Here is a 19994-nt window from a genome sequence, read left to right as displayed (position 1 = left end):
CTGCCAGGCTCCCCATACGGGTTCGCCACGAACCGCTCCGCCGTCATCCCAGGACGCCCCAGATAGCCGCGCGCCAATCCACTGCCCGCAATGTACAACTCGCCCGCAGACCCCACAGGCATCGGTCGCAGACTGCTGTCCAGCAGGTAAAGCTGCGTGTTCCAGACAGGCCTGCCAATCGGCGGGACACCCGTCTCAGCCCCGTCTTCGGCCGACTCCCACGAAGTTACGTCGACCGTGGTCTCCGTCGGCCCATAGAGGTTGAAGAGCAAGACACCAGGCAGACGCTCCCTAAAACGTTTCCTAAGCGCCTCCGATAAAATACCGCCGCCGCACTGCACACGCAGCAAACTCGGGCAGCTCTTTGCATCTGCAAACTCGAGGAACTGCTCCAGCATCGTGGGAACAAACTGGATCGTCGTAATCGAATAGCGCCGGATCGCCTCCGCCAGATACACAGGATCTCTATGCCCTTCCGGACGAGCCATCACCAACTGACTCCCGAAGCACAGTGGCCAGAAGAGCTCCGTGACAGAAGCATCGAAGCCAAACGGAGTCTTTTGCAGGAGCGCGTCCTGCGCGTTGAGCTCACACGAATCCTGAATCCAGGTGAGCAGATTGCGCAAGCCTCGGTGCTCGACGACAACGCCCTTCGGCCTGCCCGTAGAACCCGAGGTATAGATCACATACGCAGGATGCTCCGGATTTAACCCAACACTAACGCGGTTCGGATTCGTCCTCGACAGACGGCTAAGCCTGGTGACAATCTTCCTGGCATCCAATTGGATCTGCGGAACCCCGGGCGACACAACCTCTTTCGTAGTCTCCGTGGTCAGCACACACACCGGCCTCGTGTCCTGCACCATAAATTCGAGCCGGTCGTGGGGATAGTCCGCATCCAGCGGCAGGTAAGCAGCTCCCGCCTTCAGGATGCCGAACAAACCGACGATCATCTCCAGCGACCGCTCCACGCACAGGCCAACCATCGCCTCCGGCTTAACGCCCTCAGCAATCAACAGACGGGCTAGACGATTGGCACGTTGATTCAACTCCTCATAGGTCAGCTGATCGTCTTCACAAACAACAGCGACAGCGTTCGGAGTCTTCTCGACCTGCCGTTCAAACAAATCAACCACTGTCTCCGCTGGGACAGGCCGTGCCGTATCGTTCCACTCCTGCAGAACCAACTGCTTCTCTGAAGCTGCGAGTAAGTCGATCCTGGCAACCAGTTCATTCGGATTCGTAATCGCCTTCCGGAGTACCGCAATAAAACGCTCTTGATGCCGCGCTAAATCCTCCAAGCTGTAGAGAGAAGACTTGGCATGAAAGATAATCCGCAGGCCATCCCGGTCGGACGGATCGTAGCCCAGGATGGACATGTCCTCGACAGGCCCCACGGCGAGCGTGAAGGTCCTGCTCGTGCTCTCGCCAAACTTCAGGTCATAGTCGAAGGACATGACATTGACGATGGTGCCGTACAGCTTCTGAGCCTGCCCCAACATTCCCAGGTCGCGGTGCATATCCTCTGTGCGATAGCGCTGGTGTCTCAGGTGCTGCCGGAGCTCTCGAGCGATCTGCTTCGTCAGTTCCAGCAGACTCATATCCGGACGCACCCGCAACCGCACCGGAAGAACGTTCGACACCACACCCGGAATATTGCGGACCGTACCCGACCTGAGAGCTACAGGAAGAGCCAGCACCAGGTCGTCGTTCCCTGTCACGCTGTAGGTATAAATAGCCGTGGCCGCCATCAGGATCTGGGGCCACGTAAGATCGCAAGACGCTAAAAGGTCCTGTAACTTCTGCTTATCTTCTGCGGAGAGATAACTTACCCCACTTAGAAAAAGACCTCGTCCGCTGGGAGTACGATCAGCCTGGGCATTCAGCAGGGCAAGAGGCGCGCGCTCGTCGAGCTTCTCCAGCCAATACTGCTTATCCCGCGCAAAGCGTTCGGAGGAGCGATACTTGCGCTCCTCTTCTTCCAGGACCTCCAGAGGTCCAAAGGGACTCGCCCCCGCATCTCCACCAACAACCAGAGCCGAGTAGACCTCGGCGATGCGCATGGCGATGGTCCAGCCGCCAAACCCATCGATCGCGATATGGTGGTAGCGCGTGTACCAAAGAAATCGCCTGGGAGCTAACCGGAAGATTGAGTAATAAAAGATCTCTCCGCCAACAATCTCAATGGGCGTTGCCAGATCGGCATCCATCCAGGCCAGCGCCGCCGCAAAAGGATCTGACTCACCGGAAAGATCAGTGACAGGGAGCGACCACTCGATCTCGGCCGCGATCACCTGCCGGGGCTTGCCATCCTCTTCGTAAAACTGTGCCCTCAGGCACTCCGCCTCGCCAAGGATCTGGCGCACCGCCTGCTCAAAGATTTGCAGATCGAGATCACCGTCGATCTCGCAGTACTGACCAAGATTGAAAGCTGGAGCGGATGGGTCTAACTTCTGCGCGAACCATATCCCTGACTGTGAAACAGATACCGGTATTTCCTTGCCTGGATTCGCGTCGCCCATACTGCCCATCCTTCTAACTCTGTGCTTCTGTGATTAGCTCCCTGCCCGGCGCGCAGTCATAAGCCTCGACCTCTTCATGAAGGCACTCAACGCGGGTGCAATACGTTTTCTTTAATACCTGCCGCATCGCATGTGAAATATAAAAATATAACTTTAGAGATCTTTGGAAAATCTTTGAACTAATAGTTAACTAAGGGCTTCAATCTTCACCAACAGGAAACCCTCTGAGTGGTGATCGATGACGCCACAGCGAAACAGAAAAGCTTTAGTTAAAGACAACAAGAATATTTGCTATTTACACAGCACGAGTGGATTGCGACATAAAAATACGTGGCCCGGGAGAAAAAGAGGAAGAAGTTCTATAACTGATTCATGCTGATGACTGAGTGATACGCTAACCACATTAAGAAGCGATCATATCGCTGACAACCGGTACTGGTTCCGCAACGATTCCCTGCGCCCAGATCACGGGAACAAGCTTTTTGCATCGACGCACACAGGATTCCCTATCAGGATAGGACATCGGGCATAAAGCTTCGATATCGGCCCATGAATTCCAGCTCCATCGCGGCTTCTCAAGTGATACGCTTTTGCCGAGTTTTATAGTCTCAGGTAATCAGTGTAGCGCACCATGGAAAGAACCTATCGCGTGCATCAGGCCCGGAATCAACCTCGGAACACAGGCTCCTGAAGATTCCCCGAAGACGCTCCGCCTGCAAGAACGATGGCCGTCAAAATATGCCTTCCCTCCACTAGATACCGGCCACGAAGGTGGGAGAAAATTTCGGGATAGTTACTTATGAGCAGATCAACCTGGAAGGTCTGTCGATCAGAATCGATCGTGACGGAGGCCTCTTCAAAGCCAAGCCAGGATTTCGTGAGCGGGTACCAGGTCTTGTAGACACTCTCCTTGATGCTGAAGAGCAGCCGATCCCAGCAAAGAGAGCCTGCAGGAAGCCTCCCCAAACGCTCCAGCTCCTCCGGACGAGCCACCAGCGCCAGGGTGCCCTCAGGCAGCGGCTCATTCACTTCGGCATCGATGCCGATACCTGCGAACCTCTCCTGATAGGCGACTGCAGCAGCGCAATAGCCTTCGCAGTGCGTAATGCTGCCAACGACACCGGAGGGCCAGAGCGGCTCCCTCGCCGGCCCCCGCAACAGCGAAGAGACCGGAGTTCCCAGCCGCTCCAAAGCGCTGCGAGCGCAGGTTCTTCCAGCGGTAAACTCCATGCGCCGCTTAAGCACGGCACTGCCGAGCGCCTTTTCCTCCTCCGGCGAAAGAGTGCCGCTGAAACCCTCCTCCTGTTGCACGGAGACCACGCCAAACGGCAAAAGATTCGAGATCGTCATTGCGTCAATAGCCTTCCGTACCTGCTCTTAAAAGTAAAACGACGCCCCTCAGCCCTGGCGCAACACCTTGAGCGAAGCCAGCTACAGACGTATCATGGGAACAGCGCAATGCCTTTCCCGATCAAAACCTGCATCGTCTGCTCCGAAGAGTTCGAGTTGAAACCGGACAAACCCGGCTTCGCCAATCGCTGCCCCCAGTGCAGCACCCCCGAAGCCATGGAGTCCGGCGGCAAACGCCGCATGGACGCCGACGAACGCAAGTCCATCAGCGAGGCCAACGAAGCCCGCAGGCAAGCCATGCGCAACCTTCTCTATCGCAAGGATAGCTAAACGTCCTTGCCTTAGCTCTTGCTGTTGTCTTTGCTCTTGCTTCTCTGGCTTGTCATTCCGACCCTGAGCGTAGCCGAAGGGGAGCGAATCTGCTTCCTCCCGTTCTTCGCCAGGCGCCACCACAAACGTCACAGCTCACCATCCCCTGTCAGGCACCACGACCGATTGGTCATACCAATCAGTTGACGGGACTAGTCAGACTGTGTAACAAAGCTTGCGATGAGATTATCCAATATTCTCCTAGCGACAAAGCCTTTCAGCTCGAAGAAGTGTCCTGGTCAAATAGGCATATCCTGTCAGACAGGCACCGTCAGTAAGAGCCTGTCGCAGGTCCTCCGCAACCGCAAAAGCCAAAATCCCCCCAAATTCCCCAGAACGCTCCCCAACCGGGCATATCTCGCTCTTTGCCTACTGGCCCTCTCATCCTCAAGCCTTCTCATCGCGCAGGATACCCGCACTGTCACAGAGCCAACGCTGCCTCCAGCCTGTGCCTCACTCGACGCGCAGCTCAACACAAGCGGCCACTCACTAGCCGCAGAAGACGAAAACAAACTCGACACCGTAAGAATCCAGAAGGCCCTTGATACCTGCACAAAAGGCCATGGAGTCGTCCTACACACACATGGCAAAGCGAACGCCTTCCTCAGCGGCCCTCTCGAACTACGCGAAGGCGTAACGCTGATCGTCGACAAGGGAGTAACCCTCTTCGCGTCACGCGATGCCGCAGCCTTTGAGACCTCACCCGGTAGTTGCGGAATCCTGAGCGAAACACGCGGCGGATGCAAGCCGCTGATCTCTGCCAAGCATGTATCAGGAGCGGGTGTGATGGGCGATGGCACCATCGATGGACGAGGCGAAGAGCAGATCCTCGGCAAGGACATTACCTGGTGGGGCCTCGCAGCCCAGGCCGGAAAGACAGGCCACCAACAATGTTTTCGGCTGATCTTCACCGACAGCGCCGACAACTTCACGCTCTATCGCATCACGCTGAAGAACTCGCCCAACTTCCATGTCGTCTACAACCACGGTGACGGCTTCACCGCGTGGGGCTTGAAGATCGACACGCCACAACGCAACGCTCCCAACACCGACGGCGTCGACCCTGGCGACGGCGCAAAGAACATCACCATTACCCATAGCTACATCCGCGCCGGCGACGACAACATCGCGATCAAAGGCGGGACCGGCGGCCTGACCAATATGACCGTCAGCCACAATCACTTCTACTGGGGACACGGCATGTCCATCGGCAGCGAGACCAATGGCGGCGTCAGCCAGGTTCGCGTCTTCGACCTCTCGCTGGACGGCCCCGACAACGGCATTCGCATCAAGTCGAACGGCTCACGCGGTGGCCTGGTGCATGACGTCGTGTATGACGACGTCTGCGTGCGCAACTCCCGCAATCCCATTACGCTCGACACCGCTTATTCCGCCGCCGGAACGTTGAAGGGCAACTCCCCTCCGAGCATGCGCGACGTTACGCTGCACCATGTTCGTGTGTCGGGCGGAGGCAAGATCTCCTTCAACGGCTACGCCACGGACTATCGCATCGGAGCGAACCTCGACGATGTGCTGCTGACAGATGCTCTGCCGTATCAGTACGTCATCAGCCACGCTGACCTGTACCTTGGCCCAGGCCCGGTCAATCTCCAGCTTGCGAACGGCACGGACTCAACGATCGGGGGCAAAGCTGGACAAGGTTCTGCAGTCTCCTGCACGGACAAGTTTGTTCCCTTCCCTCAACAGTGAGTCATTTTGATTCACAGATTGGAATGGTTGTGAGCCTTAGACAAGTACTCGTCGGCGCGCTTCTAGCAAGTGGATGCTGCATTGCTGCAGCCCAGGCGACAAAGAACCCCCTCTCCATCGACTTCTCTTTCGCGGGATTCGAAGCTGGCAAGCCGATTCCCTCTGTCGCAGCGGTGCTTGCCGTAAAGCCCAGCGGCAAGGACGACACAGCCCTGCTGCAATCGGCGATCGATCACGTATCCGCACTGCCGATACAAGCCAACGGCTTTCGCGGCGCCATCCTTCTCGAAGCGGGACAGTACCTCGTCGCAGGGCAACTGCACCTGCGCGCCAGCGGCATCGTACTCCGGGGCCGAGGATCGAAGACAATCCTCCTGGCGACAGGCAACAATCGCCGAACACTGATTGAAGTCGGCGGCCAGACCAATCCAGAGATCGGCGATCCCGTAGCAATCACCGACGATACCGTTCCAACCGGAGCCCGCTCCTTCAAGGTCGCCGACACCTCTGCCTTTCCCGTCGGAACACACATCGTTGTGCGTCGGCCAAGCACCATCGAGTGGATCAAATCGCTGGGCATGACGGGCCTGCCGGGAACCTTCGCCAATGCGCGTCTCGACTGGCATCCCGGATCGCATGATCTGGTCTGGGACAGAACCGTTACAGCCGTCGATGCCGCAAGCGGCAGGATCGAGATCGACGCACCCATCACGACGGCCCTCGAAAAGCGATACGGCGGCGGCACCATCGCCGCAGTGCGCACAAACGAAACACCGCAGCACATCGGCATCGAAGCTCTCACGCTCGACTCGGCCTATGACACACACTTTCCAAAAGACGAAGAACACTCCTGGATCGCGATCGCACTCGATCATGTCGAAGATGGCTGGGTAAGACAAGTTACAGCACGGCACTTCGTCGCCTCCGCCGTACGAACCGGCCTACGCGCTCGGCGTATCACCATCGCGGACTGCCGCTTTGAAGCGCCCATCTCCGAGGTCGGCGGGTATCGCCGCCAGGCCTTCGTAGTCTACGGACAGCAGGTACTGGTCGAGCGCTGCCACAGCGAGGCAGGCATGAACGACTTCGCCACCGGCCTGCTGGCCGCAGGCCCCAATGTCTTTCTCGACTGCGAAGCCTCAGGCTCGCTGGGAGCCAGCGGTGCGTTCGAAGGCTGGGCCTCGGGCGTGCTCTACGAGAACGTGCATGTCCCCGATGCAAGCGTTCAACTGATCCTCGACCAGACCCGCGCGCAGGGCGCTGGATGGACCGCAGCCAACTCCGTGCTCTGGAACGTAACGGCAAAATCCGCAGAAGCCAAAGGACCGCCTGAAGCGCCAAACTTTGCGATACATTCCGAGCAGCCGCTCTATCAGGCAGAGCTAGCAGCACGCAGCATAACAACCTCCGCCGGCCCCATGCCAGAGGACAAGAGCACGCCGCCTCTCTTCAAAGCTGAACGTCGTGCAGCCACCCAAGAACCCACCGAACATCCCTTCTCCATCGTCAACGGACGCTTTGTGATGGACGGCCAGGTGGCCTGGGGAGAATCGCAAGGCGAAGCCTGGTGGAAGGGCGACACCTCGCCAGCCACTGCGGTCATGACCACAGGCTCGAGCATCACTCGCTTCATGCCGGGACAGGTCGGCCCAGGCCTGATCGAAGATCTCCCAGAGTTCGCGGCACGTCTGAAAGAGAAAGGAGTGATCTTCCTGCAAGTGGGGCCGGGGCTCTGGTATGAACACCGTCGCGACGCGCACATGATCGACCATGAGCCAGACGGCAACGTCTGGGCACCGTTCTTTGAGATGCCGTGGGCCCGCAGCGGCAAAGGCACAGGGTGGGATGGCCTGAGCCTCTTCGATGTCTCCCACTACAACCCCTGGTACTTCGAACGGCACCGCGAGTTCGCGAAGCTCGCCGCCCAACAGGGCCTCATCGTCTACTTCGACCTCTACAACGATCACAACGTACTTGAGATCGGCCCCCACTGGGCTGACTTCCCCTGGCGTCCCGCGAACAACATCAACGACACGGGCCTGCCCGAGCCGCCGCCCTACCATCCGGGAGGGACGAGACTCGACGTCGGCAACGAGTTCTTCAGCGTCAGCTATGCCCCGCTGCGGAAGCTGCACCACGACTACATCCTCCACGTGCTCGACGAGCTGGGCGACATGCCGAATATGATCTTCGGCGCGGCGTATCAGTATGCCGGACCATTGGAGTTCGAGCAGTTCTTTCAAGACACCGTAGCCGAGTGGGAGAAGCAGCACCACCGCCACGTCCGCATTGCGCTGACCACCAGCAAACAGACGACAGACGCGATCCTCACCGACCCTGTGCGCTCAAAGCAGATCGCGGTCGTCGACATGCGCTACTGGATCTACGAGCCGGACGGCACGCTATTCGCTCCAAAGGCCGGCGAGAATCACGCCTTCCGCGAACTCATCAGCAAGCAGTTCCCGGGCTACACCGACACGCCTCCACCGACAACGCCGGAGCTGGTCTACAAACAGGTTCGCGAGTACCGCGATCGCTATCCCCACATAGCGTTTGTGCCGATGGAAAGCGGCGCTGGACCTCTGCCGATCCTCATGGGTGGCGCGGCCTCACAGTCGTCTCTCCGTGGCCGCACATCCCTCTACAAAGACAATCCCTCAGATGCCATGATCGATCAATTCATCCACGACCATCTGGCAACTGCGTTGATGAAGTTGGGGCCGGTCGATGGCCCGGTGTCCGATGCAACCCACAACTGGGTCCTGGCCGGAGGGGCGAACGATCCGGTGCTAATCGATGCACGTTCCGGAAGCAACCTCACCCTCGCAAAGGTTCTTCCCCACCCCTCCTATCATGGCCTCTGGTTCAACCCCAGGACGGGAACATCGAAAGAAGCTGCCACCATCTCAGGACAGGCAGGCACCATAATCGAAAAGCCTGACGCTGGAGAATGGCTGCTGCTTCTCCAGCAATAGATCGCTCTCAACCGGACGCTCAAAGATCCATACAACTTCGATTTCCTGACGCTGACCTCTAGTACGCAGGAGCGCGAGTTGGAACGAGGTTTGTGCCTCCATCTCCGTGATCTATTTCTGGAATTGGGCCGTGGCCCCGCTTTCACCTGCCCCCGCGAATTCAAAGGGACAATACCAATTCGTGAACCGTGAGATGATTGAGCCGCAGTCTGCAACCGAGGCTCCGGCGCAGACCCAATTGCATATTCCTCAACGCCTGAGACGGGCGTTTCTGTCCATCTCCCGATTCGGAGACAGCCTTCTTAGTCCCTACGGATTAACTTCCGACCAATATAGCCTGCTGCTGACGGTCTATCGGGACCCCGGTATAAGACAGGCGGATCTGGGCGATGCGATGTTCGCCGAACCCAACACCATTACAGCGATGGTGACCCTCCTCGAAAAGAGGGTCCTTCTTCGGAGAAAAGCGTCTCCGACGGACGGCAGAGCAAAGCTCATCCACCTGACGGCGCGGGGTGAGAAATTGACCCAGAAGCTCGCTGCTGAGGCCCGGCACCTGAGAAAACTGTTATACGACTGCTTCGCCGGTGAAGACGGGCTGACAGTACTGAGGATTCTCGACCGAGTGACCGAGGAGATGCAGAAGGCGCGCGAGTCATTGACTTCGTCAAACGGAAGCCCAGACCTCGACCACGATGTACCTGACACGTTAAAGGGAACATCGACCGAGGCCCGTATCCTTCCTTCCAGAGCACTGCGAAAGAAGAAGACCAGTCGAACGGAAGCCGCTCCACGCTGAAGGATTGTGACTGCCGACTCGGCCGCATTGAAGGGACGATCCCGCGGCAGTATTGCGCTTGCGCGAGATAATAGGGAATGTCCCGTCTGCCTTACGATCTCGAAAAATGCTCCTTCGCGGCGCTTCCCGGAGAGCACTCGTGACGCCCGGCGGCGGAGTACAGTCTGTTGAGACCGTAGTTCTTCTGCTCCTGGTCTTTGTCGCCATGTTTGCCGCCCTGGCGCGCAGGCTAAAGATCCCGTATCCAATTTTGTTGGTCACTGCCGGATTATTGCTTGGGTTTGTGCCTGGAATGCCGCGCATCGATCTAGATCCGGACATTGTGTTCCTGGTTTTTCTTCCCCCCCTGCTTCACGCTGCAGCCTGGACGCTTTCCTGGCGCGAATTCCAAAGGAATTTTTCGAGTATTGCGAAGCTAGCCGTGGGTCTGGTCTTTTTCACAATCCTGGGGCTGGCAATGGCGGCGGGAAAAATCCTGCCGGGATTCGATTGGCGATCGGCCGTGCTTCTCGGGGCGGTAGTGGCTGCAACCGACGCTATCGCTGCTACATCGATCGCTCGTCGCCTCGGCATCCCCCCATCGATCGTCGAGATTTTGGAAGCCGAGAGTCTTGTAAACGATGGCACAGGCCTTGTCGCCCTGCAATTCGGCCTGCTCCTTCTTGCGACGGGAAGAACTCCGTCCCCCATCGAGACAGTGGGACGATTATTTTTCCTGATTGGAGGAGGCGTACTCATTGGCCTGGCGGTCGGTGCAATCGTAGCGTGGTTTGAGACGTGGGTCGATGACGGCGGCATTGAGATCATCATCAGCATCCTGGTTCCGTATGCGACGTACCTGTTGGGAGCACGGATGAGGGTGTCCGGTGTCATCGCGGTAATTGCATGCAGCATGTACATGAGCCGGAAAAGCGTTACCTATATGTCTCCTGGCGTGAGACTGCAGGCAGCAGCGGTCTGGGATGCGTTAACTTTCATCTTGAACGGCATTGTCTTTGTTTTGATCGGTCTTCAGTTGCCCTATGTCATGGGGCAGATCCACGGAATGAGTCATTCCGTACTGCTTCGATATGGCATCGGCTTTAGCTTAGCCATGATCGCTATCCGAATGCTCTGGGTCTTCGGAGAAACCTACGTTTCATATGCATTGCAGCGGTGGGCACAGAAAATCAAGGTTGAGCCTCCGTCTCCTGGAGCTACCTTCATCATTGGTTGGGGAGGGATGCGGGGAGTGCTCTCTCTGGCCGCAGCAGTCTCGTTGCCCTATACGCTGCCACAGCGGAGCATGATTATCTATTTGGCATTCTGTCTGATCTTTGCCACTCTTGTGATTCAAGGGTTGACGATGCCCTCGTTAATCCGGCTGCTGGGACTGTGCGGTGCGCCCTCTTCCCACAAGGAAGAGCAGGAAGCTCGGCGAGTGCTCCTGAGAGAGGCAGTAGCGCACCTAAGCCGCAGACGCGTCAAGAAAAAGGATCAGTCGGCCATGTTCAGCGAAATCATCGCTATGTATCAAAAAAGACTTGATTCCCTTCCGCCGGAAAGTGAAGAGGCCTCGGTTGGCAATGTCGGCTACTCTGATCGGAAAGCGGCCATGATGGATGTGCTTCAGGTTGAGCGGAACGCTCTTATTCGTTTGCGTGATGATGGACAGATCAGCGAAGAAGCGTTGCGAGCACTTCAATACGAACTGGACTTGACTGAAAGTCGCATCCATACCGCAGGAACCCTGGAGGGGTAGCTTTTGTATGGCCGGTGATGCAAAAACCCGCAGGACTGCCGTTCGATGGCATGATGGGAGGATCAGGCTGCTCCTAGTTTTTAGACAGGATTCTTAGGGAACATCAGGCTCTTCAATACGGCGACGGTCTTCTCCAATTCGGCCACAGGAACACGCTCCCTGTCACTATGAGCCGTTTGCATATCCCCCGGTCCAAAGACGACTGTCTCTTCCGCAATGGGCGCGAACACGCTTGCCTCAGAGCCAAAAGGGATGGAAGCCGGCGCCTGTCCCGTCTTCTCAACGAGCGTTTGCACCAGCGTAGATATTTCAGCCGTCTCGAAGCCAGCCTGCTGACGAAGTGAGTGAATCGTGCATCGGATTCGGGAATCTCTTTGCTGAAGAGCCTCCGCGTAGCTTTGCAAGGCTGCGGGGATGAATTCGGGGTCAAGCCCTGGAACAGGCCGCCATTCGACCAGAAACCTGCACTCACCGGCGATGATGTTCTTCGCTGTCCCACCTTCGACGGTCCCAACGTTAACGGTGGTATAAGCGGGGTGAAAGAGGTCATGCGTCTGCGCTCTCAACTGCACGGCAAGCTCTTCAATCGATCGAATCATCCTGCTAGCCGCAAAGATCGCGGAGGCTCCCTGCTCGGGGTGTGCGCTGTGGGCTTCGATTCCCTGCACCACAACCTCGGAGAGACAATAGCCCTTTCCGGCGCGGGCGGCATGCAGCGATGTCGGCTCTCCGATGACCAGGCGCCTGGGCCTGATGGCGTCCTGTGCAAGCAGATCCTTGGCCCCGACGCAGCCGATCTCTTCATCTGCCGTCAGGACAATTCGTACCCCTTCCGCCCAATCGCCGTGAGGCTGCAATGCGGCTGCCTGCAACAGGCACGCGAGGAACCCTTTCACATCGCACGCCCCGCAACCGTAGATATGCTCTTCGTCGGCGAAGGGCTCGAGCGCCCCCGCCCACGAGGATGAAAACGGGACCGTGTCGGTATGACATACGAAGGCAAGGTCAACCGATCGAGCCGAGACATCCTGCCGGGGCGGGGCTGCGATCAAATTGACCTTCTCGACAGCGTTCGCGTCGATGTAGGCGAGTTCGCGTGTACTCCAACCTGCCTGATGCAGCACGTTCCGGGCGTAGTCCACAACGGCGCGATTGCTCGATGCCGATACAGACCGGATTCGGATGAGGTCGAGAAGATAGTCTGCTGCAGTCATCTCGCGACCCCAAAGCCCAGTGTGTCCTTCCAAACTCTGCGATGGACCTCCTGGTAGCGAGCGACGATCTCCTCCTCCAGCGCATGCTTTCCATCTCTCAGGATTTGTTTGCCACTGACGAAGACATCCTTGATCGCCGATCGATTGAGGCCAAACATGAGAATCTGCAGAAGGTCCTCGCCGGTGTGACCTGCGATGGATAGATCGTTCAGGTCCACCGTGACGAAGTCCGCGGAAGAATCCTGAGTGAATGACCCGCTGTCGAGACCGAGAGATCGTGCCCCGTTGACAGTCGCACAAGCAAAGAGCCGGGCGGACAGGGACTGCCCCCCGATCTGATCGAGAATGGCCCGCTGCTGCTGCATCAGGCGCAGGTGGTAATCGAGTTGGCGAGCATCCTCCAAAGGGTCTATCTGCGCCTGACTATCTGAACCAAGCGCAATGCGGATGCCGGCCCGCATCGCGCTGTCCGCTGCAAGAATGCCGTCGCCAAGATTCCTCTCTGTCGTCGGGCAAGAGCAGATGGTGCCCTGGGCCTCCGCCAGCATAGCGATCTCTTCGTCTGTGATATGAATCGCGTGAACAGCCGTGAAATCTGGCCCGAGTAACTTTTCGTCGTGTAACAGCGCGAGCGGCGTCCTTCCATACTCGCGCACACAGGCTGCATTCTCAGCAAGCTGCTCGGCGACGTGCATATGAACCGGCAGATCTTTCGAGCGAGCCCAGGCAACAATTGGATGGAGAGCGTCCAGGGGCACCGCGCGAACGCTGTGCGGCGCGATCCCGAATCGGACGCCGTGAGGGTCGTGGGAGTATGTGCCGATCAAGGCCTCTGCATTCCTGCAGAAGTCGGACGCCGTCTCAAAGAAGCGTGTCTGGCCGGGATCGGGTGACAGTTCAAAGCCGGAACGGAGGTACGCGGAACGCAACAGGACAATGCGTATCCCAACGGAGCGGGCAGCGTCGATAACCTGCCGGCCCAGAAGATTCGGATCTTCGTACGGGGTTCCGTCCGGCGCCGTGTGGAGATAGTGGAACTCTCCAACGGTTGTCGTTCCCGCTTTGACCATCTCCAGAAAGGCCATGCGCGCCACGTCATAGACATCCTGCGGCGAGAGGCTGGCGGCAGCGTGATACATCGTGCCGCGCCACGACCAGAAATCTTTGCCGCTTGTCACACGCGATTCGGACTTGCCGCGAATCAGTCTTTGAAAGGCGTGCGAGTGAACATTCACAAACCCGGGGAGGACGGCCTTATTCTTCAGCTCGACGACGGCTAAAGGAGAGCGGTCGACCGCCGTAGCGGTGTCGATCTTTCCATTCGAACCGACGCAAAGACTCAAGCCTGACTTGAACGTGCCGGAGTCGAACAGAAGAGCCGGATTGTAGCGCGTCGTCATTTCGGTCCCTCCATCCGTTGTGCAGCGTTCGTCCTCGCTTTTGATCCTGCGATCCAAACTTCCTCCACCGGATTCGATCCAAGAAGATAGACCAACTCCCGCCAATCACGTCCTTTCAGCACAACGAAGTCCGCGGGCAGGCCAGCCTCGATTCGTCCTGCATTCTCTAACCCGAGAGCTGCCGCCGCGTTGACCGTTCCTGCAACCAAAGCCTCCTCGGCCGAGAGACCGTTCAGCCGCACCGCAAGCGCGAGTGCTGCCGAGATCGAGAAGAGCGGACTTGACCCGGGGTTTAGATCCGTCCCGACTGCAACAGCCACCCCGGCGTCGATCAGACCACGTCCCGGCGCACTTGGAATCCCGAGATGAAGAGTGACTCCAGGAAGCAGCGTTGCCAGGGTGTTGCTCGCAGCCAGCTGCGGATACTGATCTGAACGGCAGACCTCCAGATGGTCGACGCTTAGGGCCCCCAGCTCCAGAGCAAGCTCAAGCCCACCGATGGAGTGGAATTGCTCAGCGTGCATCTTGATGGCGAGGCCATTCAAGAGCGCGCAGGAGAGTACCCTCTCTGCTTCGTCAGCCTGCCACGCCTCGCGATCCACGAAGATGTCTACAGCGCTCGCTAAGGCCGTGTTTGCTACCTCTGGGATGAGTTCGCTGGTGATCTGGTCGAGGTAAGAGAGGCGCTTGTGAGCCTCCGGCGGCGGAATATGGATGAGCAGCGTCGGAACGAGCCGAACTGAAAGCTTCGCTTGCAACTGGCGAATCGCTTCCAGCATTTTGATCTCAGCGGATGGGGTGAAGCCGTAGCCGGATTTGACCTCTATGACTGTCGCTCCCGATTCCATCAGGGCGAGCAGGCGTGGAAACGCAAGAGCCACCAGTTTCTCTTGCGTTGCACTTTGTGTTGCGCCGATCGTGCTGCGAATTCCGCCGCCGCCAGCAAGAATCTCCTCGTAGGACGAACCGGAGGTCCGCAGCGCGAAGTCCGCAAGCCGGTCACCGGCCCAGACAGCATGGGTATGAGGATCGACCAGGCCGGGCACGACGGCACGACCGCCCAGGTCGACGACCGAAGCCGCCTGGCCATGCCAGTCCTCGGCGCGCCCTACCCATACAAAACGCCCTTGATCGATGGCCAACGCCGCGTTCTCGATGCAGACGACATCGCTCATGGCAACTCCGCGCCTGGGCCCTGGCCCCTGTGCCGAGACCACCTGCGTGATACCGGTGATGAGGGTTTCGACGTTCATCTCGCCCCTGGCGTGGGTCGCATACTCGGCATATCGAGGCCCCGCTCCCCTGCAATGCGCTGGGCCTTCTCATATCCTGCGTCGGCGTGACGAATGACGCCCAGCCCCGGATCGTTTGTCAGACAGAGACGCAACCGCTCCTCAGCTTCGTCGCTTCCGTCAGCGACAGCGACAAGTCCGGCGTGCTGGCTGTAGCCCATGCCGACACCGCCGCCATGATGAAAGCTCATCCACCCGGCGCCACTGGCGATTCCGGTTGCGAAGTTGAGCAACGCCCAATCCGAGACGGCGTCCGACCCGTCGAGCATGGCTTCTGTCTCTCGATAAGGACTGGCGACGGAACCCGCATCCAGATGATCTCTGCCAATGACGATCGGCGCGGAGATAGTACCCTCGCGCACCATCTTATTGAAGAGCAGCCCGGCCCGATCGCGTTCGCGGTAACCGAGCCAGCAGATGCGCGCCGGCAATCCCTGAAAGGCGACCTGCCCGGAAGCGAATCGCAACCACTCCTGGAGCCGCACATCGTCGGGAAAGAGCTTAAGCAGTGCTTCGTCGGTCTTGGCAATATCGGCGGGATCGCCGGAGAGCGCAACCCACCGGAACGGACCCCGCCCTTCGCAGAAGGAATCCCGGATGAAGGCAGGGACGAAGCCTGGATACGAGAAAGCGTCGTCCACACCGGCGAGTTTTGCCTGGGCTCGCAGATTATTCCCGTAATCAAAGGCTATGGTGCCCCTCTTCTGCATCGCGAGAATCGCGCCGACATGGTTGACGATAGCTACGTTCACCCGCTCAGCATAGAGCTTCGGGTTCTGTTCCCGCAGCGTGTTCACGTCCTCGTCAGCCCGGGTAGGCGGAAGATAGCCCCACATCGGGTCGTGAGCACTGGTCTGGTCGGTAACCAGGTCAGGGGTGAATCCCATCTGCACCATCTTCGGCAAAATCTCCGCCGCGTTGCCCTGAAGCCCTATCGAAAGGGCCGTGCGGCTCTTCTTCGCGTCACACGCCAGAGCGATGGCCTCGGTGAGAGACGTCGTGGCACGGTCCAGATAGCGGGTCTTCAAACGCCGCTCAATGCGGCTGGCGTCCACTTCAATACAGAGGCTCACACCACCCGCCAGCTTCACCGCCAGCGGCTGGGCTCCGCCCATGCCGCCGAGGCCGGCTGTGACCGTGATAGTGCCAGCGAGGGTGTTGTTGAAGTGCTGCCTGGCCGCGCTCTTGAAGGTCTCGTAGGTACCCTGCAGAATGCCCTGTGTCCCGATATAGATCCACGACCCCGCAGTCATCTGCCCGTACATCATCAATCCGGCTCGATCGAGCCGGTCGAACTCTTCCCAGTTCGCCCATCGGGGTACAAGGTTGGAGTTTGCAATCAAGACGCGCGGAGCGAGCCGATGGGTCTCCACAACCCCAACAGGCTTGCCCGACTGAATCAGCAACGTCTGGTTATTCTCCAGCCGGTCGAGCGTCTCGATGATCTTGTGATAACACTCCCAATTACGAGCGGCCTTGCCGCGGCCGCCATAGACGATCAGTTCTTCGGGCTTCTCGGCAACCTCTGAGTCGAGATTGTTCATCAGCATCCGCTTGGCGGCTTCCTGAATCCAGCCCTTGGCCGTGCGCGTGTTGCCGCGCGGCGCCTTAATCGGAACGTAGCCCGGAACCAGGTCGCCAGCCATTAGTGAACCTCCACGAGTGAACGGCTGCGGGTACGAAACCCATCTGCTGCAAGGAAGTCGGCGGCACCCTGCATGGGCCCTGACAAAACCTGATCTTCCTTCCACGCTGGAACACTCTCTCGAAACGCGGCCTTCGCGGCTTCGAGGACCGGCGTCGTCCTCTGCCGTCGAAAGTCCAATGCCCGCGTCGCGGCGAGGACCTCGATCGCAACCACCATCTCCGCCAGACGCGCGCTCTGCTGCAACTTGAGGGCTGAGGTCATTCCCATACTCACGAAGTCCTCCTGATTGCCGCTGGTCGGGATCGACCCGACAGAGGCCGGTCCGGCCAGCACTCGCATCTCTGCCACCAAGGCTGCGGCGGTCACCTGGGCCATCATCAGGCCCGACTCGACCCCCGGACGATCCGCGAGGAACGCAGGCAGTTCCTCATTCAACGTTGGATTGAGCAATCGCTCCGTACGCCGTTCCGAGATCCCCGCCAGTTGATAGATCGCAATGGCGAGATAGTCGAGTGCCAAAGCTAGCGGAGCTCCATGAAAGTTCCCTCCCGATACGATCTGGCTCGGCAGTTCCGGGTCCCTCTCGTTCACGAAGACCAGGGGGTTGTCGGTAGCGGCATTCAACTCAATCGTAAACACCCGGCGCGCCTCTGCGAACGTGTCCCATGCGGCTCCATGCACTTGCGGGATGCACCGCAGACAGTACGCATCCTGTATCCGCGCTCCGCGGGTTCCCTGGGTCCTTCGTATCGGGCTGTCCTCCAGGAGAGCCAGTAGATGCTGCGCGCTTAGCCTCTGGCCTGCGTGCGGCCGGGCGTCGTGCAGCCGCGCATCCAGCGCGACGGGAGTGCCGCCCAACGCTTCCATGCTGAATGCGGCTGCTGTTTGCGCAGAGTAGAAGAGAGCTTCCAAACGAACCAGTTCGAGACAGCCAATCGACAACATGGCCTGGGTTCCATTGAGGAGCGATATCCCTTCTTTCGCAAGGAGTTTGATCGGATCCAATCCGGCCCGCTCCAGACACTCCACCGCAGGAAGAACCTCGCCGCGATATTCAGCTGATCCCTCGCCGATCAGCACGAGCGCCATATGCGCAAGAGGAGCAAGATCGCCACTCGCGCCGACGCTTCCACGCGATGGAACGACCGGAGTAATGTCATGGTTGAGCAGATCGCAGATCCGTTCGGCGACGACGGGACGAATGCCCGACAAGCCTTTAGCAAGAACGTTCGCCCGAATCAGCATCATCCCGCGAACGACATCTCTGAACAGTGGCTCACCGACCCCGCAGCAGTGAGACCGGACGAGATTGATCTGCATCTGCTCCAACTCGTCTTCGTCGAGGCGAATGTTGGCCAGCAGACCCACCCCGGTATTAAGCGCATAGACAGGCTGGTTCCCGGACATCGCCGCCTCCACCGACCTGCGTGAAGCGATCATGGCAGCCATGGCGGCGGGTGAAATCTCAACCCGTCCCTGGCCGCAAGCCACGGCGACAACGTCTTCAACTGTCAAACTCCGACCGTCCAACTGAATCATGAACGAATACTAAGCAATCTTCGGCGGTCCTCAAATAAGCAGAGATCGGAAAAGGGGCGACATTTTCGTTGAATCCACTTTAGAAATAGAAAATTTCAGTTGAATCCACTTTCATAGCCGAAGATATACACTTGATCGCAGAAAGTGACCTGATGAAAATCGACGGCCTGGATTCGATCGACAAGAGCATCCTTTTTGAATTGGCAAAAGACGCCCGGCTTCCCTTCGCGGAGCTAGGCCGGATGGTGGGCCTGTCGCCATCGGCCGCGAACGAGAGGGTCAAACAGCTCGAGAGCCTTGGGTTTATCCAGGGGTATCGGGCCAAGATCAATCTGCAGGCTTTGGGCCTGACCATCACGGCGTTTATCCGATTGACCTGCGATGGTCAGCGGTACAGGCCGTTCTTGAAGTTCTTAAACAGCCTGGATTCGGTCCAGGAGTGTCATCACCTGACCGGATCGGATGCGTTTCTGCTCAAAGTCATCCTGGCATCGACTTCTGAATTAGAGACGTTGATTGAAAAACTCTTACCCTACGGAATGCCAACAACAAGCCTCGTGCTTTCAACTCCAATCGCGCGAGAGGAAGATGCTCATCTGTTGAGCCGATTGTCGACCGGCTCACGCCGTTCGACACTGCCGAGGACGGGAAAGACAGGTGCATGATCTTTCACGGCCTGCAGTATCTCAACTTTCGATTGTGGCTGGTAAAGCAGATATGACAAATAGCGACGGAGCATCGTTCTGGGATCTGAACCTGGCAGAGATGCGAGATCTTGTAGCGTCAGTGAAACCGACCCCGGGTGGCGGCTCTGTCTCGGTTGTGTCCGCTGTCTTCGGGTTGGCACTGATCTCAAAAGGCATTGCGATTTCCATACGGCATGAGGATGCAGAGTCGCCTCGTCATCAAACTCTGTTGGAAGCGAAGAACAGCCTTGGGATATCGATGAAACGCCTGGGAGCCTTTGCGGACGCGGACGCGAATACGTTCCAAACATACCTGAGAGCCCGCGCGATGCCTCACATCACAGAAGACGAGACGCAAGCCCGAGCCCTGGCTATGAACACCGCCCTGCTCGACGCCATACGCATTCCGCTGGAAGCAGCCCGTGAGATGTGCACCTGCGTGGCAGTCGCCGATACCGCCACGAAGTTGTCGGACGACCGTGTGTTAAGCGATGTCGTCGCGGGTGCGTTGTTGTTGCGCGCATCGATAAGCAGCGTTTTGCTCAATGTCGATATCAACCTGGTCCATCTTTCCGATTCTGCTCTGCGAGAGCAGCTTCATTCGCAAAGAGTGCAACTCGAAGAGGCACCGGCACAGCAGAGCGAGGCCATCCGGCAGCAGTTTCATTTCCGCGTGACCGGTTCTGCCCTTCGTTAGTGAATATCTATTCACGTTACAGCGGATAATCATTCTCATTGACCTTTGAAAG

The 19994-nt window shown here is 58.2% G+C and carries 15 protein-coding genes; 8 read left to right on the top strand and 7 right to left on the bottom strand.

Translation table 11 applies throughout. The annotated features are described in order from the left end of the window. Both HDF15_RS23795 and HDF15_RS23790 read right to left on the bottom strand, forming a co-directional pair. The coding region (locus HDF15_RS23795; protein WP_184260366.1) for an amino acid adenylation domain-containing protein at positions 1–2522 on the bottom strand (2522 nt) is incomplete at its 3' end. 666 nt (positions 2523–3188) lie between these two features. Beyond that, a complete protein-coding gene (locus tag HDF15_RS23790) occupies positions 3189–3872 on the bottom strand; it encodes a 4'-phosphopantetheinyl transferase (protein WP_184260363.1) in 684 nt (227 codons plus the stop codon). A gap of 108 nt (positions 3873–3980) precedes the next feature. On the opposite strand from HDF15_RS23790, the gene HDF15_RS23785 reads away from it, so the two are divergent. From HDF15_RS23785 to HDF15_RS23760, 6 genes are all read left to right on the top strand, one after another. Further along, the gene (locus tag HDF15_RS23785) at positions 3981–4202 is read left to right on the top strand and encodes a hypothetical protein (RefSeq protein WP_184260360.1); all 222 of its coding nucleotides are present in this window, start codon (positions 3981–3983) and stop codon (positions 4200–4202) included. A gap of 219 nt (positions 4203–4421) precedes the next feature. Beyond that, positions 4422–5951, top strand: a complete 1530-nt coding sequence (locus HDF15_RS23780) for a glycoside hydrolase family 28 protein (RefSeq protein ID WP_184260357.1) — start codon at positions 4422–4424, stop codon at positions 5949–5951. Positions 5952–5974: 23 nt separating this feature from the next. Further along, positions 5975–8926 (top strand): DUF6298 domain-containing protein, encoded by a 2952-nt coding sequence (locus HDF15_RS23775; RefSeq protein WP_184260354.1) that lies wholly within the window; start codon positions 5975–5977, stop codon positions 8924–8926. Beyond that, positions 8927–9118 (top strand): PDDEXK nuclease domain-containing protein, encoded by a 192-nt coding sequence (locus HDF15_RS26525; protein WP_184260380.1) that lies wholly within the window; start codon positions 8927–8929, stop codon positions 9116–9118. It abuts the gene before it with no gap. After that, on the top strand, positions 9057–9725 hold the full coding sequence (locus HDF15_RS23765) for a MarR family winged helix-turn-helix transcriptional regulator (RefSeq protein WP_184260351.1): 669 nt from the start codon (positions 9057–9059) through the stop codon (positions 9723–9725). The genes HDF15_RS26525 and HDF15_RS23765 overlap by 62 nt, the downstream gene beginning before the upstream one ends. Before the next feature lie 139 nt (positions 9726–9864). Further along, positions 9865–11466 (top strand): Na+/H+ antiporter, encoded by a 1602-nt coding sequence (locus HDF15_RS23760; RefSeq protein ID WP_311733194.1) that lies wholly within the window; start codon positions 9865–9867, stop codon positions 11464–11466. A gap of 80 nt (positions 11467–11546) precedes the next feature. Here HDF15_RS23760 and argE read toward each other — a convergent pair whose 3' ends face one another. From argE to hutH, 5 genes are read right to left on the bottom strand one after another with little or no spacing between them, the layout of a single operon-like run. After that, a complete protein-coding gene (argE, locus tag HDF15_RS23755; protein ID WP_184260348.1) occupies positions 11547–12680 on the bottom strand; it encodes an acetylornithine deacetylase in 1134 nt (377 codons plus the stop codon). Next, positions 12677–14080 carry a formimidoylglutamate deiminase gene (locus HDF15_RS23750; protein WP_184260345.1) on the bottom strand — a complete coding sequence of 468 codons (1404 nt, stop codon included), beginning with the start codon at positions 14078–14080 and terminating at the stop codon, positions 12677–12679. The genes argE and HDF15_RS23750 overlap by 4 nt, the downstream gene beginning before the upstream one ends. Beyond that, positions 14077–15333, bottom strand: a complete 1257-nt coding sequence (hutI, locus tag HDF15_RS23745) for an imidazolonepropionase (RefSeq protein ID WP_184260342.1) — start codon at positions 15331–15333, stop codon at positions 14077–14079. Before hutI ends, HDF15_RS23750 begins: the two co-directional genes overlap by 4 nt. Next, the gene (hutU, locus tag HDF15_RS23740; protein ID WP_184260339.1) at positions 15330–17018 is read right to left on the bottom strand and encodes a urocanate hydratase; all 1689 of its coding nucleotides are present in this window, start codon (positions 17016–17018) and stop codon (positions 15330–15332) included. The genes hutI and hutU overlap by 4 nt, the downstream gene beginning before the upstream one ends. Further along, positions 17018–18559 (bottom strand): histidine ammonia-lyase, encoded by a 1542-nt coding sequence (gene hutH / locus HDF15_RS23735; protein ID WP_184260336.1) that lies wholly within the window; start codon positions 18557–18559, stop codon positions 17018–17020. Before hutH ends, hutU begins: the two co-directional genes overlap by 1 nt. Before the next feature lie 131 nt (positions 18560–18690). On the opposite strand from hutH, the gene HDF15_RS23730 reads away from it, so the two are divergent. Both HDF15_RS23730 and HDF15_RS23725 read left to right on the top strand, forming a co-directional pair. Beyond that, positions 18691–19224 (top strand): Lrp/AsnC family transcriptional regulator, encoded by a 534-nt coding sequence (locus HDF15_RS23730; RefSeq protein ID WP_223295502.1) that lies wholly within the window; start codon positions 18691–18693, stop codon positions 19222–19224. Between the two features lie 52 nt (positions 19225–19276). Continuing rightward, positions 19277–19942, top strand: coding sequence for a cyclodeaminase/cyclohydrolase family protein (locus tag HDF15_RS23725; RefSeq protein WP_184260333.1), 666 nt, complete (start codon positions 19277–19279; stop codon positions 19940–19942). The last annotated feature ends 52 nt before the right edge of the window (positions 19943–19994 follow it).

This window comes from Granulicella mallensis (genome assembly GCF_014203225.1).
GTDB classification, from domain to species: Bacteria; Acidobacteriota; Terriglobia; order Terriglobales; family Acidobacteriaceae; genus Granulicella; species Granulicella mallensis_A.
The sequence above is the reverse complement of the archived record's forward strand: the minus strand, read 5'-3'. Positions and strand labels throughout refer to the sequence as shown.